Below are 17,052 nucleotides of genomic sequence, written 5' to 3'. Positions count from 1 at the left end.
GTTTCTTCTAGCTTTTTTTATGACTAAATTCAGTTTTATTTGATGGAAAATAAAAAAAACGAATAAATGTTCGATTTTTGTTGGCAAATTGAATTGAAAATAGGTATAATAAGATTAGCAATTCAGTTAAGGAGGAATTTTGAATGAGTGATCGTCAAGCGGCATTAGATATGGCGTTAAAACAAATAGAGAAGCAATTCGGTAAAGGTTCAATTATGAAATTAGGAGAACAAGCGGAGCGTAGAGTTTCTACGATTTCAAGTGGTTCTTTAGCACTTGATGTGGCACTAGGGGTAGGCGGATACCCACGCGGCCGTATTATCGAAATTTACGGACCTGAAAGTTCAGGTAAAACAACAGTTTCATTACACGCAATTGCAGAAGTGCAGCGTCAAGGTGGACAAGCGGCGTTCATTGATGCGGAGCATGCGATGGATCCTGTATATGCACAAAAATTAGGTGTTAACATAGATGAATTACTATTATCACAGCCTGATACAGGGGAACAAGGACTAGAAATCGCAGAAGCACTTGTACGAAGTGGCGCGGTTGATATTATCGTAATTGACTCTGTAGCAGCACTTGTACCAAAAGCGGAAATCGAAGGGGACATGGGTGACTCTCACGTTGGTTTACAAGCACGTTTAATGTCACAAGCACTTCGTAAGCTTTCAGGTGCAATCAACAAATCAAAAACAATCGCAATCTTTATTAACCAAATTCGTGAAAAAGTTGGGGTTATGTTCGGGAACCCAGAAACAACTCCAGGTGGTCGTGCGTTGAAATTCTATTCAACTGTTCGTCTTGAAGTACGTCGTGCTGAGCAATTAAAGCAAGGTAACGACATCGTTGGTAATAAAACGAAAGTAAAAGTAGTTAAAAATAAAGTAGCACCACCATTCCGTGTTGCTGAAGTTGATATTATGTACGGAGAAGGTATTTCAAGAGAAGGCGAAATCTTAGATATGGCTTCTGAACTTGATATCGTTCAAAAGAGCGGTGCTTGGTACTCTTATAATGAAGAACGCTTAGGGCAAGGTCGTGAAAATTCGAAGCAATTCTTAAAAGAGAATACGGATTTAAGAGAAGAAATTGCCTTCTTTGTTCGTGAACATCACGGAATTGGTGAAGATTCTGGTGTTGAAGACACGGAAGATGCAACTCTTCAAGATTAAAAAATAAAAGACACGGGAGCGTGTCTTTTATTTTTTAATGCATTATGAAAGCGTTGTATATCGCTAGAGATAAAATATTTATTCTATCCAAAAGGCAATGTGTATAGGGGAATATTTATATGTTTTAACGGAATAAATTGGGGTTTACTAAGGTTTTCCAGGATAATATGCCGTCTGTTTTTTAAATCCATATAAGATTCAGGGCTGAAGGTAAAGAAAGTAAAAGTAGACAACGCTTGACAATGAAAATTGCGATAGATACAATGAGAATGTATATTTTTTCTTATATACGATACACTCTTCTCAAGAAGAGAAGTAATATTCGGAGTAAGACTTAAATCTTGCCGAAATAATAATATGACATTTTAATTGTGAAATGAAGAAAGTCCCTTAAAAAAGCGGGACGACGGTCTTTGCTGTACGTTGAAATTCAATGTACATGCCGACAGTCTTTTTTCATTCATAGCAAGGGGAGGTGAAATCATGAGTAGTACAGTTTGGATACTCATCTCCATTTTGCTTGCAACAGTCGGTGCAGTTGTTGGCTTTTTTGTTCGAAAGTCTATTGCTGAAGCGAAGATTAATGGTGCAGCTAATGAAGCAAAACGTATTCTAGACGAAGCGAATCGTGATGCTGAAGCACTTAAGAAAGAAGCGCTTTTAGAAGCAAAGGATGAAATTCATACACTTCGTACAGAAGCTGAATTAGAAATTCGTGACCGTAGAAGCGAATTACAAAAACAAGAAAATCGTTTAATGCAAAAAGAGGAGAACCTTGATCGAAAAGACGAAACGCTCGATAAGCGCGAGCAACAGTTAGAAAAGAAAGAGGATTCTCTTGTAGCGAGACAACAGCAGATTGAAGAGTTGGAAAGCAAAGTGGGAGAGTTAGTTCAAAAGCAACAAACAGAATTAGAGCGCATTTCCAATCTGACACGCGAACAAGCGAAAGCAATTATTCTTGGTAAAGTAGAAAGTGAAGTTTCTCATGAAATTGCCGTTATGGTAAAAGAAAGTGAAGTTCGTGCGAAAGAAGAAGCGGATAAGAAGGCAAAAGAGATTTTATCTCTTGCTATGCAAAGATGTGCAGCTGATCATGTTGCTGAAACAACCGTTTCGGTTGTAAATCTTCCAAATGACGAAATGAAGGGACGTATTATCGGACGTGAAGGTCGTAATATTCGTACGTTAGAAACGTTAACAGGTATTGACCTTATTATCGATGATACACCAGAAGCGGTTATCCTTTCTGGATTCGATCCAATTCGTCGTGAAACAGCTCGTATCGCTCTTGATAAACTAGTACAGGACGGACGTATTCACCCAGCGCGTATTGAAGAGATGGTCGAAAAATCAAGACGTGAAGTGGACGAGTATATTCGTGAAGTCGGAGAGCAAACAACGTTTGAAGTGGGTGTTCACGGATTACATCCAGATTTAATTAAGATTTTAGGTCGTTTAAAATACCGTACAAGTTATGGACAAAACGTCTTAAAACACTCTATGGAAGTTGCATATTTAACTGGCCTTATGGCAGCGGAGCTTGGTGAGGATGAAAAACTAGCAAGACGTGCTGGTCTATTACATGATATCGGAAAAGCGATTGATCATGAGGTAGAAGGTAGTCACGTTGAAATTGGTGTTGAACTCGCAACGAAATATAAAGAGCATCCTGTAGTTATAAACAGTATTGCATCTCACCATGGTGACACAGAACCAACTTCTATCATTGCAGTTTTAGTTGCAGCAGCAGATGCATTATCAGCTGCAAGACCGGGAGCTCGTAGTGAAACACTTGAGAACTATATTCGTCGTCTTGAAAAGCTAGAAGAGATTTCAGAGTCTTATGAAGGTGTAGAAAAATCTTTCGCAATTCAAGCAGGACGTGAAGTTCGTATTCTGGTAAAACCAGATACAATTGATGACTTAGAAGCTCATCGTTTAGCTCGTGATATTCGAAAACGTATTGAAAATGAACTGGATTACCCAGGACATATTAAAGTAACTGTTATTCGTGAAACACGTGCAGTGGAATACGCAAAATAAAGTGGTGAAATACCACTTTATTTTTTTGTGTTGGAATTGGATAAAATAAAGGAAATTAGTTATACCTAGTATACAAGTGAAACAAACTTATAATAAATATATTGTAAGGAAATCACTTGAAGTTATAGTAATAAAAAATGCAGTACATAGAAAGGGTAAGACATATGAGAATATTATTTGTTGGAGATGTAGTAGGATCTCCTGGTAGAGACATGATTCAACAGTACGTACCGGCATTAAAGAAAAAATATACACCTACAGTAACAATCATTAATGGAGAAAATGCAGCAGGTGGACGTGGTATTACAGAAAAAATATATCGAAACTTTTTGGAGTGCGGGGCACAAGCGGTTACGCTTGGAAACCATGCTTGGGATAATCGTGAAGTATTTGAATTTATTGATGATGCAAAATACCTTGCAAGACCAGCTAACTTCCCAGAAGGAACTCCAGGAAAAGGGCTTATCTTTGTGAATTGCAATGGAACAGAAGTTGCGGTTATTAACTTACAAGGACGTACTTTCCTTCCTCCGATTGATTGTCCATTCCGTAAAGTGGATGAATTAATTAGCATTGCAAAAAAACGTACGAATATTATCTTTATTGATTTTCATGCGGAAACTACAAGTGAAAAACAAGCGTTAGGCTGGTATGTAGATGGCCGTGCTACAGCGGTAGTAGGTACACATACGCATGTTCCTACAGCGGATAATCGCATTTTACCAAGCGGAACGGCATATATTACGGATGTTGGTATGACAGGACCGTACGATGGGATTTTAGGTATGGATCGAGAAGCAGTATTGAAGAAGTTTTTAACAAACTTACCAGTACGTTTTGAAGTGACAAGTGGTAGAACACAATTAAGTGCAGTACTAATTGATGTGGATCCTAACACAGGAAAAGCTAAGAAAATTGAGCGTATTTTAATCAATGACGATCAACCATTTTTTGAGTAAGTCCTATTAAAATTTAGATAAGTTATTATATTTTAATTTTTTAGAAAAATTACAAAGATTTAGCAGGAATACGTGCCATTCCTCGTGAATATAAGTTAAAGTGAAATAATTGCTAATACTTTTTATAGAAACGAGGAGGAAACGCGGAATGGAAATATTAAAAGTTAAAGCAACGTCGGTCCCTAATTCTGTAGCTGGTGCACTTGCAGGTGTTATTCGCGAACGCGGAACAGCAGAAATTCAAGCCATTGGTGCAGGTGCATTGAACCAAGCGGTAAAGGCAGTAGCAATTGCAAGAGGATTTGTAGCGCCTAGTGGTTTGGACCTGATTTGTATCCCAGCGTTTACAGATATTATGATTGATGGGGAAGAACGTACAGCAATAAAATTAATTGTAGAACCTCGTTAAGTTTAAACAACCTGTTTGCAGTATGCAAACAGGTTGTTTTTATAATGGAGGAATGAAAATGAAAATTTTTGATGCTCATTGTGATGTGCTCTTTCAATTATGGAGTGCAAAGGGAAAAAAAGACTTTCGAAATGATTCACAATTACATATTACATTTGAACAATTAAAGAATAGAAAAGGAAGTATACAATGTTTTGCTATATATGTACCAGAAACAGTGGCTTACGAAAGGCGTTTTGAAGTCGCGTTACAAATGATAGATATCTTTCACAGTGAAATTCTATCGCTACCAGGAATGAAGTTTATTCAGACAAAAGATGATATTAATATGTTAAAACAGGACGAGATCGGAGCACTATTAACATTAGAAGGATGCGAAGCCATTGGAAAAGATGTAATGAAATTACGGCTGTTTTATCGCTTAGGAGTACGCTCCTTTGGACTGACATGGAACTATGCCAATTTATTAGCTGACGGTGCGCTAGAGACACGTGCGGCAGGTTTAACGAGCTTTGGTAAACAAGTTGTACAAGAACTTAATATGTTACATTTATGGACCGATGTATCTCATTTGAATGAAAGAAGCTTTTGGGATGTTATAGAAATTGCTAAAAACCCTATTGCGTCCCATTCAAATTGTTATAAAATTTGTCAGCATCCACGTAATTTAAATGATGAACAAATTGGCGCCCTCATAAAGCGAAATAGTATGATTGGCGTTACGTTTGTACCGCAATTTTTAACAAGTGAAAGACAGGCACATATAACAGATATATTAAGACATGTCGAATATATCTGTTCAATAGGTGGAGAAAAGAATGTAGGATTTGGTTCGGATTTTGATGGTATTTTGGAGACGGTTGTAAATGTAACGGCGTATAGGGAGTATGAAAACGTAGTTAATGAGCTTTATAAACACTATGATACATCTACTGTAGAACGATTTTTGTATGATAATTTTGTCGAACGTATAAGTTTCTGAGTTTTCATTTTTAAAAATTCAGAAAAATTAAAATAAATTCATTCTATATTATTGCTTTTTTTAAGACCTAATACTAGAATGAAAAACGAAATAGCTTTATACTAAAGATTCAGGGAAATCAGAAGAGGCATAATTTGCGTCCGTTGTAGTTTATTTGCATAAAAAATGCTAAACTATTACTGTAAAAAAATACACTACAATGAATGCAGCCAAAAGGGGTGTAGGAGATGATTAGTCAACTTTCATGGAAAGTTGGAGGCCAACAAGGTGAAGGAATTGAAAGTACAGGGGAGATCTTCTGTATTGCATTAAACCGATTAGGGTATTACCTATACGGTTACCGCCACTTCTCATCACGTATTAAAGGCGGCCATACAAATAATAAAATTCGTGTAAGTACAACAGAAGTACGCGCGATCTCAGATGATTTAGATATTTTAATTGCTTTTGATCAAGAAACAATTGATTTTAACTTCCATGAACTACGTCCGGGCGGAATTGTAGTTGCGGATGCGAAATTTAATCCAACAATACCTGATAATACAGATGTAAATCTATATGTGATACCGTTTACAGATATTGCTTCAGAATTAGGCACATCATTAATGAAAAACATGGTGGCTGTTGGGGCATCAAGTGCGGTATTAGGATTAGATGAAACGGCTTATTTAGATGTTGTTGAAGAGATCTTTGGTCGTAAAGGAGAGCAAGTCGTTCAAAAGAATATGGACGCAATTAAACGTGGCTCTCAATATATGAAAGAATTGCTAGGTGAGAAAGTAAACATGATGCAGCTTGAAAAAGCTGATGGTCAGAAACGCATGTTTATGATTGGAAACGATGCAATCGCATTTGGTGCGGTAGCTGGTGGTGCTCGTTTTATGTCAGCATATCCAATCACACCTGCATCTGAAATTATGGAATACTTAATTAAAAAATTACCGAAAGTCGGCGGGACAGTAATCCAAACAGAGGATGAAATCGCAGCTTGTACAATGGCGATCGGTGCAAACTATGCTGGTGTTCGTACATTAACAGCATCTGCTGGTCCTGGTCTTTCTTTAATGATGGAAGCGATTGGTTTAGCGGGTATTACAGAAACACCATTAGTAATTGTTGATACACAACGTGGTGGTCCAAGTACGGGATTACCAACGAAACAAGAGCAGTCTGATTTAATGGCGATGATTTACGGTACGCATGGTGAGATTCCAAAAATCGTAATGGCACCAAGTACAGTTGAAGAAGCTTTCTATGATATTGTAGAAGCGTTTAACTTAGCTGAAGAATATCAAGTTCCTGTTATCTTCTTAACAGATTTACAGCTTTCTTTAGGGAAACAAACTGTAGAACCACTTAAGTTAGATAAAGTGGAAATTCGTCGTGGTAAGCTTGATTTAGACATAGAAATACCAGAACGTGAGAATAAAGCATACTTCAAGCGTTATGAAGTAACAGAAGATGGCGTTTCACCACGTGTTTTACCTGGTATGAAAAATGGTATTCACCATGTTACAGGTGTAGAACATGATGAAACGGGTAAACCATCTGAATCAGCAATAAACCGTAAAGATCAAATGGACAAACGTTTCCGTAAAATGGAGAACTTAAAGTTTAATACCCCTGTTTATAAAAATGTTAAGCATGAAGAAGCAGACGTATTGCTAGTTGGATTTAACTCAACTCGTGGTGCGATCGAAGAGGCAATGCAGCGTTTGGAACAAGAAGGAATGAAAGTAAACCATGCTCATATACGTTTAATTCACCCGTTCCCAACAGCTGAAATCGATCCACTTGTGAAAAATGCGAAGCGTGTTGTAGTTGTAGAAAACAATGCAACTGGTCAGCTTGCTAACATTATGAAAATGAATCTTGGTAATGGTGAGAAAATTTCTAGTCTTTTAAAATATGACGGAAACCCATTCTTACCGAAAGAGATTTACAACGAATGTAAAAAAGGGGTTGTATTAAATGGCAACATTTAAGGACTTTCGTAACAGTGTAAAACCGAACTGGTGCCCAGGTTGCGGAGACTTCTCAGTACAAGCTGCGATTCAACGTGCGGCAGCTAACGTTGGTTTAAATCCAGATGAACTAGCTGTTATTTCTGGTATCGGCTGTTCAGGTCGTATTTCAGGTTATATTAATTCATACGGTTTGCATAGTATTCATGGACGTGCTCTTCCAATCGCACAAGGTGTGAAAATGGCAAATCGTGATTTAACAGTTATCGCATCCGGTGGTGACGGTGATGGTTTTGCGATTGGTATGGGACATACAATCCATTCTATTCGTCGTAACATTGACATTACGTATATCGTAATGGATAACCAAATTTACGGATTGACAAAAGGTCAAACTTCACCACGAAGTGAAGCTGGATTTAAAACGAAAAGTACACCACAAGGTTCAATTGAACCATCACTAAATGTTATGGAAATGGCTTTAACAGCTGGTGCGACATTTGTGGCGCAAAGTTTTTCAAGTGATTTAAAAGAATTAACACAAATTATTGAAGCTGGTATTAACCATAAAGGGTTTTCATTAATTAACGTATTTAGTCCATGTGTTACTTACAATAAAGTAAATACTTATGATTGGTTTAAAGAGAATTTAACGAAACTAAGTACGGTAGAAGGATATGATCCATCTAACCGCATGATGGCTATGCAAACATTAATGGAAAATAACGGGTTAGTAACTGGTTTAATTTATCAAAATACAAAGCAGCCTTCTTACCAAGAGCTTGTAAAAGACTATAGTGAAAAGCCTTTAGTGCAAGCTGATTTGAATATGGATCAGAAAATGTTTGATGAGCTTGTTGCTGAATTTATGTAATGATTAAAGAGAAGGTTGCCACTTGGCAACCTTTTTTGATTGAATAAAAATAATTAATAGATTTGTTTACTTGGAAAATTCAGAATGATAAAATAATAAATAAATCGTTGTATAGAAATAGCATGTTCATTAACTGTGAAGTGTAATATAGGATAATGATTCTTCTTCGTTAAAGTTGGCTAAAGGCTCTATACTATGATAATGTGTATAGGGATAAAGCAATATGCTTTTCAATAGGACAAGATGAAATAATAAAAGGGAATGTCTATTTGTGTGGGGAAGACTTCATTCTTAAGGATGATTAGATCGGTTACTCAAGTTTCAAAGGGCAAGCTATCTCTCAAGCTATCTAACATCATTGAGATGAGTCTAAGCGCATTAAAATGGACTACAGAATGTATAGGTTAAGGGTGAAAGGAGATTACCGATGAACGAGCAACAACGATTAGCAAGTCGACAAGCAAATTCCTCTACGAAAAAAGAAGAGAAAGATTATAGTAAATACTTTGAAAGTGTGTACCAACCACCTTCCTTGAAAGATGCGAAAAAGCGTGGGAAAGAAGAAGTTAAAATTGAACGAGATTTTGGCTTACCTGAAGAGTTCCGCGATTTTGGCGCAGGAAGAAAGTTTTACATTCGTACATATGGCTGTCAAATGAATGAACATGATACTGAAGTAATGGCTGGAATTTTTACAACACTTGGATATGAGCCAACCTTTTCAACTGAAGAGGCAGATGTAATTTTATTAAATACTTGTGCAATTCGTGAAAATGCTGAAAATAAAGTATTCGGTGAACTTGGTCATTTAAAATCATTAAAGCGAAGAAACCCGGATCTTTTAATTGGTGTATGTGGTTGTATGTCTCAAGAGGAATCTGTTGTAAATAAAATTATGCAAAAAAATCAGCATGTAGATATGGTGTTTGGTACACATAATATCCATAGATTACCGTATATCTTAAAGGACGCAATGTTTTCAAAAGAGACGGTAGTTGAAGTTTGGTCAAAAGAAGGGGATGTAATTGAAAACCTTCCGAAAGTACGTCGTGGTGATATTAAAGCTTGGGTAAATATTATGTATGGTTGTGATAAGTTCTGTACATATTGTATTGTACCGTATACACGCGGAAAAGAGCGTAGCAGACGTCCGGAAGATATTATTAAAGAAATTCGCCATTTAGCAGCGAACGGTTATAAAGAAATTACGTTACTTGGACAAAATGTAAACGCATATGGTAAAGACTTTGAAGATATACAATATGGTCTTGGCGATTTAATGGACGAACTCCGTAAAATTGATATTGCCCGTATTCGTTTTACAACAAGCCATCCACGTGATTTTGACGATCATTTAATTGAGGTTCTTGGAAAAGGTGGCAACCTAGTAGAACATATCCACTTACCAGTTCAATCTGGTAGTACAGATATGCTTAAAATTATGGCGCGTAAATATTCACGAGAACACTATTTAGAGCTTGTAAGAAAAATTAAAGAAACAATTCCAAACGCAGTATTAACAACTGATATTATCGTCGGTTTCCCAAATGAAACGGATGAGCAGTTTGAAGAAACGATGTCGCTATATCGTGAAGTAGAATTTGATACTGCATTTACATTCATTTATTCTCCGCGCGAGGGTACACCAGCTGCGAAAATGAAAGATAATGTTCCGATGGAAGTGAAGAAAGAGCGATTACAACGCTTAAATACACTAGTGAATGAATATGCAGTGAATAAGAATAAGCGTTATATAGGACAAATTGTAGAAGTATTAGTTGATGGAGAAAGTAAAAATAATCCTGAAGTACTTGCGGGGTATACACGTACGAATAAACTTGTAAACTTCGTTGCTTCAAAATCTTTAATTGGTCAGCTTGTCAAAGTAAAAGTAACGGACGCAAAAACTTGGTCTCTTAACGGGGAATTAGTTGAAGAGCCGATTGAGGTGAAATAATAGATGAAAGCATATACGAAAGATGAAATTGTTGAACAAGCGAAAGAACTAGCAAAAATGATTTCTGAAACAGAAGAAGTTGATTTTTTTAAGCGAGCAGAGGCGCAAATTCATAAAAATGAAAATGTAAAGCGCGCAATTGATGAAATTAAAGCATTGCAAAAACAAGCAGTAAACTTGCAACATTACGGGAAATGGGAAGCTTTGAAAAAAGTAGAAGCTGAAATCGATGCGCTTCAGGATAAGTTAGATAATATCCCTGTTGTACAGGAGTTTAAATCTTCACAAACATATGTAAATGACTTACTACAGCTAGTTGCTAGTACGATTTCTAACAATGTAACAGATGAAATATTAGTTTCAACTGGCGGCGATGTGTTGAAGGGTGAAACTGGTGCAGCGGTAGAAAGTAAAAAAGGAAATTGTGGTTGTTAAAGAGATGTCTTATTGACATCTCTTTTTTTAGTGGGTTATATCGTAAATTCTTCTCAAAAAAAGAATGACACATTCCGCTATTGTCACGCATATGATTAAGTGAATAGTGATTGAGGAGGGTTACGAATGTCCGAATTTAGAGAGATTATTACAAAAGCAGTGGTTGGAAAAGGACGTAAGTATACAAAGTCAACGCATACATGTGAATCGAATAATGAGCCAACAAGTATTTTAGGGTGCTGGGTAATTAACCATTCGTACGAAGCTAGAAAGAATGGAAAGCATGTGGAAATTGAAGGTTTCTATGATGTAAACACTTGGTATTCATTTGATGGAAATACAAAGACTGAGGTTGTAACAGAACGTGTTAACTACACTGATGAAGTAAGCATAGGGTATCGTGATAAAAACTTCTCTGGTGACGATTTAGAAATTATCGCTCGTGTAATTCAGCCGCCAAATTGTTTAGAAGCTCTTGTATCACCAAATGGTAATAAAATTGTTGTGACGGTAGAACGTGAATTTGTAACAGAAGTAGTTGGAGAAACAAAAATTTGTGTAAGTGTAAATCCTGAAGGTTGCGTAGAATCAGACGAGGATTTCCAAATCGATGATGACGAGTTTGAAGAATTAGATCCGAACTTTATCGTTGATGCAGAAGAAGAGTAATAGAAAGCTAGGGAGAAGTTCTTCCTAGCTTTTTACAATACATAAGTGGTGCTGAATGAACATGATTCCTTATGAAATGTGCTATAATGAGGAAAGACTCCTGAAATAGGAGAAATGGATGTCCGTGAAATGTGACATATGTGAAAATAGATTATTATGTAAGAATTATGGAGGAAAAGTATGACTCAATATACCCCTATGATACAGCAATATTTAAAGGTTAAGGCAGACTATCAAGATGCCTTTTTATTTTTTCGCTTAGGTGATTTTTATGAAATGTTCTTTGAAGATGCTGTTAAAGCAGCTCACGAACTTGAAATTACATTAACGAGCCGAGATGGTGGTAGTAGTGAGCGTATACCAATGTGCGGTGTACCATACCATGCGGCTAAAAACTATATTGAACAACTTGTTGAAAAAGGATATAAAGTAGCTGTTTGTGAGCAAGTGGAAGATCCAAAAACAGCTAAAGGTGTAGTACGTCGTGAAGTAGTACAACTAATTACGCCAGGAACGATGATGGAAGGGCGTACAATAGATGAGAAAGAGAATAACTTCTTAGCAGCATTAACACATTTTGAAGATGGGTCTTATGCGTTAGCTTGTAATGATTTAACGACTGGACAAAACACAGTAACGTTATTAACAGGTTCAGTAGAAGACATTTTATTAGAAGTGTATGCAACTGGTTCAAAAGAAATTGTTGTAGACTCTACATTTTCAAAAGATGAATTAAATAAATTAACTGAAACATTAAAGATGACGATTTCGTATGAAGATGCAACAACTATCCCAGAAGGATTAGAACATCTTGTAAAAAATGTTTCACAAGCAAAGTTAATTAAAGCAATTGGACGCTTATTTAACTATGTGATAAGAACGCAAAAACGTTCGTTAGATCACTTACAACCAGTAGAAATTTATTACACGAACCAATTTATGAAAATTGATGTTCATTCAAAACGAAATTTAGAGTTAACAGAGACTCTTCGCACGAAGGAAAAGACAGGCTCATTATTATGGCTATTAGATAAAACAAAAACGGCTATGGGTGGGCGTATGTTAAAACAGTGGATGGAACGTCCACTTATCCAAAAAGAAAAAGTGGAAGAGCGTTTAGAAATGGTTGAAACATTTGTAAATGATTACTTCTTACGTGAAGATTTAAAAGAAAAGTTAAAAGAGGTATATGATTTAGAACGTTTAGCAGGGAAAGTTGCATTTGGTAATGTAAATGCACGGGACTTATTACAATTAAGACGCTCTTTACTTCAAGTACCAGCTATTTTAGAAGCGATCAGTCTTTTAGATAATGCTTATGCAGCAAGGTTGATTCAAGGTGCGGATCCATGTGAGAGTTTAACTGAATTACTAGGAAGAAGTATTCAAGAAAACCCACCGCTTTCTATTAAAGATGGAGATATTATTAAAGACGGTTATAATGACAAGCTTGATCAATATCGTTACGTTAGTAAAAACGGAAAAACGTGGATTGCTGAGCTTGAAAAACGAGAGCGTGATATTACAGGAATTAAATCATTAAAAATCGGGTACAACCGTATTTTCGGTTACTACATTGAAGTAACGAAAGCGAATCTTGCAGCACTTCCAGAAGGTCGCTATGAGCGTAAACAAACACTTGCAAATGCAGAGCGTTTCATAACAGATGAACTGAAAGAAAAAGAAACGTTAATTCTAGAAGCAGAAGAGAAAATTGTACAACTAGAATACGATTTATTTACAGCACTTCGTGAAGAAGTAAAGGTATTTATTCCGAAATTACAACATTTAGCGAAAGTAATTAGTGAATTGGATGTACTACAAAGCTTTGCGACAGTGAGTGAAGAGGAACAGTTTGTAAAACCTGTTTTAACAACGAAGCGTGAAATCTTTATTAAAGATGGTCGCCATCCAGTCGTTGAAAAAGTATTGAACGGGAAATTGTATGTACCAAATGATTGTATTATGCCGGAGAATATGGATGTCTTTTTAATTACAGGACCGAACATGTCTGGTAAAAGTACGTATATGAGACAATTAGCACTTGTAACGGTTATGTCGCAAATTGGTTGTTTCGTACCAGCGACAGAAGCGGTATTACCTGTATTTGACCAAATCTTTACGAGAATTGGCGCAGCGGATGATTTGATTTCAGGTCAAAGTACATTTATGGTCGAAATGTTAGAAGCGAAAAATGCAATTGCAAACGCATCAGAAAGAAGTTTAATTTTATTTGATGAAATTGGACGCGGTACATCTACGTATGATGGTATGGCACTTGCACAAGCAATCATTGAACATATTCATGACCAAATTGGTGCGAAAACATTATTCTCAACACACTATCATGAATTAACGGTGTTAGAAGAAAGTTTAGATCAATTGAAAAATGTACACGTTTCAGCTATTGAAGAGAACGGGAAAGTAGTGTTCCTTCATAAAATTCAAGATGGAGCGGCAGATAAAAGTTACGGAATTCACGTGGCGCAACTTGCTGAGCTTCCAGATAGCTTAATCGCTCGTGCGAAAGAAGTGTTAGCGCAGCTCGAAGGACAAGAAGAAATTATTATTCCAAAGCGTGCAGAAGTGAAAGTACAAGAAGTTATTCCAGCACCTGTAGTTGTAAAAGAAACACCAGTAGAAGTACAAGAAGAGAAAGAAGTGAATGAAGAAGACTCACAATTATCTTTCTTTGGTGGAGAACAGCCTACGAAAAAACAAGACAAGCCAGTTTTAGATGCAAAAGAAACGGCAGTGCTTGCGCAAATTAAAAAAATTGACTTACTTGATATGACACCTTTAGAAGCGATGAACGAACTGTATCGCTTGCAGAAAAAGTTAAAGAAAGGATGAGTAAGTAGATGGGGAAAATTCGCAAACTCGATGATCAACTCTCTAACTTAATTGCGGCAGGGGAAGTAGTAGAACGCCCTGCCTCAGTCGTAAAAGAACTTGTGGAAAATTCCATCGATGCGAATAGTACATCTATTGAAATCCACTTAGAAGAAGCTGGGTTATCGAAAATTCGCATCATAGATAATGGAGATGGCATTGCAGAAGAAGATTGTATCGTTGCATTTGAACGCCACGCAACGAGCAAAATTAAAGATGAAAATGATTTATTTCGCATTAGAACACTCGGTTTCCGCGGGGAGGCTCTGCCGAGTATTGCCTCTGTAAGTGAATTAGAATTAATCACAAGCACAGGTGATGCGCCTGGTACACACCTTATCATTAAAGGTGGAGACATTATAAAACAAGAGAAAACGGCAAGCCGAAAAGGAACAGATATTACAGTACAAAACTTATTCTTTAATACACCAGCGCGTCTTAAATATATGAAAACCATTCATACAGAGCTTGGGAATATTACAGATATCGTGTATCGTATTGCAATGTCACATCCAGAAGTATCGCTAAAATTGTTTCATAATGAGAAGAAATTGCTTCATACATCAGGAAACGGTGATGTAAGACAAGTACTTGCGGCGATTTACAGCATTCAAGTTGCAAAAAAGCTTATTCCAATTGAAGCCGAATCTTTAGACTTCACAATTAAAGGTTATGTAACATTACCAGAAGTAACGAGAGCATCTCGTAATTATATGTCAACGATTGTAAATGGCCGTTACGTTCGAAATTACACATTAATGAAAGCAGTTCAGCAAGGGTACCATACATTACTGCCAGTTGGACGATATCCAATCGGTTTCTTATCAATTGAAATGGATCCAATGCTTGTTGACGTAAACGTACATCCAGCGAAATTAGAAGTTCGTTTTAGTAAAGAACAAGAATTGCTAAAGCTTATCGAAGAGACATTACAAGCTGCATTCAAAAAAATACAGCTCATCCCAGATGCAGGTGTAACAACGAAGAAAAAAGAAAAAGATGAAAGTGTGCAAGGACAGTTCCAGTTTGAGCATACAAAACCGAAAGAACCACAGGTGCCAAACATTGTTTTACCGACTGGAATGGATGAAAAACAAGAAGAACCAATGATTGTGAAACAGCCAGCACAACTTTGGCAACCGCCGAAGCAAGAATGGCAACCACCACAATCACTCGTAAGAGAAGAACAAAGTTGGCAGCCATCTACTAAACCGATAATCGAAGAACCAATTCGAGAAGAGAACTCGTGGAATAGTAACGATGACGACTTTGAATTAGAGGAATTGGAAGAAGAAGTCGGGGAAATAAAAGAGATTGAAATGAACGGTAATGACTTACCACCACTTTATCCAATTGGACAAATGCACGGAACATATATTTTCGCTCAAAATGATAACGGGCTATATATGATTGATCAGCATGCAGCGCAGGAACGTATCAATTATGAATACTTCCGTGATAAAGTAGGAAGGGTAGCACAAGAAGTACAAGAACTACTTGTACCGTATCGTATCGATTTATCTCTTACCGAATTTTTACGTGTCGAAGAGCAACTAGAAGAACTAAAAAAAGTCGGACTATTTTTAGAGCAATTCGGCCATCAATCCTTTATCGTCCGTTCGCATCCAACGTGGTTCCCGAAAGGACAAGAAACTGAAATTATTGATGAAATGATGGAGCAAGTTGTTAAACTAAAAAAAGTGGATATTAAAAAATTGCGTGAAGAAGCAGCGATTATGATGAGTTGTAAAGCATCGATTAAAGCAAATCAATATTTAACGAACGATCAAATATTTGCTTTGCTGGAAGAACTTCGTACAACAACAAATCCATATACATGCCCGCACGGAAGACCGATTCTTGTGCATCATTCTACTTATGAGTTGGAGAAGATGTTTAAGAGGGTTATGTAGGGATTGTGATTTTGAAAATGATTTAGTAAAAAAGAAGCGATGAAATACTAATCTGTACCCTTTGTAAAGAACATTTTGAAAAAAGTTAGGCAATATCAAGAAGATGATTTCTGTATTCAACAGGAGTCATCTTTTTTAAATTCCATTGATATCTATAGTGATTATAGTATGTCATATATTTCTTAATCTCTTCTTTTAATTTAATAAAAGACTCGCAAGGTTTTATATGTGCTTCATCTTTCAGATGACCAAAAAACGATTCTTGTGGAGCGTTATCCCAACAGTTTCCTCTTCTTGACATGGATTGCCCGAGATTTAGCTTTTTGACTAGTTTTTGATAAGTAGGACTTGTGTAATGGGCTCCTTGATCTGAATGAATATATGCACCTTCAGTCAATCGAATCCTCTGATTCCTTTTCAGTTTATGAAGGGTTGTCGTTACGAGGTCTAATGTCATCTGTTCTGAAACATGGTAAGCTAGAATTTCATTGGTTGAGCCATCTAAAATTGTAGACAAATAGGCCCTTTTATTCTTACCGTAAACTAAATAGGTGATATCTGTAAGAAGTGTTTTTCCTGGGGCGTTTTGTTTAAATTCCCGATTTAATCGATTCGGTACTACACGATGTTCTTTTGTAGCTTTCAGCATTCTTTTATAAGGATTCGCTTTGCGAACCGGACAGACAATCTCGTATTTCTTCATGATTCTACGGATACGCTTTAAATTGTAGACAACTTGAAACTGACCCGCCAATGTCATCTTTATTTGGCGAGCCC

Annotated in this window: 13 protein-coding genes; 12 read left to right on the top strand and 1 reads right to left on the bottom strand. The window is 36.7% G+C overall.

The features are described 5' to 3' along the window. Positions 1 to 143: 143 nt before the first annotated feature. The 12 genes from recA (at position 144) to mutL (ending at position 16,275) form a co-directional block, all read left to right on the top strand. On the top strand, positions 144 to 1,175 hold the full coding sequence (gene recA, locus MR065_RS11190; protein ID WP_098990066.1) for a recombinase RecA: 1,032 nt from the start codon (positions 144 to 146) through the stop codon (positions 1,173 to 1,175). A 483-nt stretch (positions 1,176 to 1,658) separates the two neighbouring features. After that, a complete protein-coding gene (gene rny, locus MR065_RS11185) occupies positions 1,659 to 3,221 on the top strand; it encodes a ribonuclease Y (protein ID WP_097902907.1) in 1,563 nt (520 codons plus the stop codon). Positions 3,222 to 3,385: 164 nt separating this feature from the next. Then, positions 3,386 to 4,180 (top strand): TIGR00282 family metallophosphoesterase, encoded by a 795-nt coding sequence (locus tag MR065_RS11180; RefSeq protein WP_097902906.1) that lies wholly within the window; start codon positions 3,386 to 3,388, stop codon positions 4,178 to 4,180. 148 nt (positions 4,181 to 4,328) lie between these two features. Then, positions 4,329 to 4,589: a stage V sporulation protein SpoVS gene (gene spoVS, locus MR065_RS11175; RefSeq protein ID WP_000404341.1), complete on the top strand. Its 261-nt coding sequence runs from the start codon at positions 4,329 to 4,331 to the stop codon at positions 4,587 to 4,589. Between the two features lie 58 nt (positions 4,590 to 4,647). Then, the gene (locus MR065_RS11170; RefSeq protein WP_242213704.1) at positions 4,648 to 5,571 is read left to right on the top strand and encodes a dipeptidase; all 924 of its coding nucleotides are present in this window, start codon (positions 4,648 to 4,650) and stop codon (positions 5,569 to 5,571) included. A gap of 227 nt (positions 5,572 to 5,798) precedes the next feature. Then, entirely contained in the window at positions 5,799 to 7,556 is a 1,758-nt protein-coding gene (locus tag MR065_RS11165) for a 2-oxoacid:acceptor oxidoreductase subunit alpha (protein ID WP_242213703.1), read from the top strand. Continuing rightward, a complete protein-coding gene (locus MR065_RS11160) occupies positions 7,543 to 8,409 on the top strand; it encodes a 2-oxoacid:ferredoxin oxidoreductase subunit beta (RefSeq protein WP_098267824.1) in 867 nt (288 codons plus the stop codon). The genes MR065_RS11165 and MR065_RS11160 overlap by 14 nt, the downstream gene beginning before the upstream one ends. 427 nt (positions 8,410 to 8,836) lie before the next feature. Beyond that, positions 8,837 to 10,366 carry a tRNA (N6-isopentenyl adenosine(37)-C2)-methylthiotransferase MiaB gene (gene miaB, locus MR065_RS11155; RefSeq protein ID WP_242213701.1) on the top strand — a complete coding sequence of 510 codons (1,530 nt, stop codon included), beginning with the start codon at positions 8,837 to 8,839 and terminating at the stop codon, positions 10,364 to 10,366. Positions 10,367 to 10,369: 3 nt separating this feature from the next. After that, complete coding sequence (locus tag MR065_RS11150; RefSeq protein ID WP_097902901.1) at positions 10,370 to 10,801, top strand: YlbF/YmcA family competence regulator; 432 nt, start codon at positions 10,370 to 10,372, stop codon at positions 10,799 to 10,801. A gap of 126 nt (positions 10,802 to 10,927) precedes the next feature. Next, entirely contained in the window at positions 10,928 to 11,470 is a 543-nt protein-coding gene (gene cotE, locus MR065_RS11145) for an outer spore coat protein CotE (protein WP_001288800.1), read from the top strand. 180 nt (positions 11,471 to 11,650) lie between these two features. After that, positions 11,651 to 14,323, top strand: coding sequence for a DNA mismatch repair protein MutS (gene mutS / locus MR065_RS11140; RefSeq protein ID WP_242213699.1), 2,673 nt, complete (start codon positions 11,651 to 11,653; stop codon positions 14,321 to 14,323). Positions 14,324 to 14,331: 8 nt separating this feature from the next. Further along, a complete protein-coding gene (gene mutL, locus MR065_RS11135) occupies positions 14,332 to 16,275 on the top strand; it encodes a DNA mismatch repair endonuclease MutL (RefSeq protein WP_242213697.1) in 1,944 nt (647 codons plus the stop codon). A gap of 85 nt (positions 16,276 to 16,360) precedes the next feature. Here mutL and MR065_RS11130 read toward each other — a convergent pair. Continuing rightward, on the bottom strand, positions 16,361 to 17,052 hold a 692-nt coding region (locus tag MR065_RS11130), incomplete at its 5' end, for an IS3 family transposase (protein WP_242213696.1).

Source organism: Bacillus cereus group sp. BfR-BA-01383, from assembly GCF_022663495.1.
Lineage (GTDB): Bacteria > Bacillota > Bacilli > Bacillales > Bacillaceae_G > Bacillus_A > Bacillus_A cereus_AU.
The sequence above is the reverse complement of the archived record's forward strand: the minus strand, read 5'-3'. Positions and strand labels throughout refer to the sequence as shown.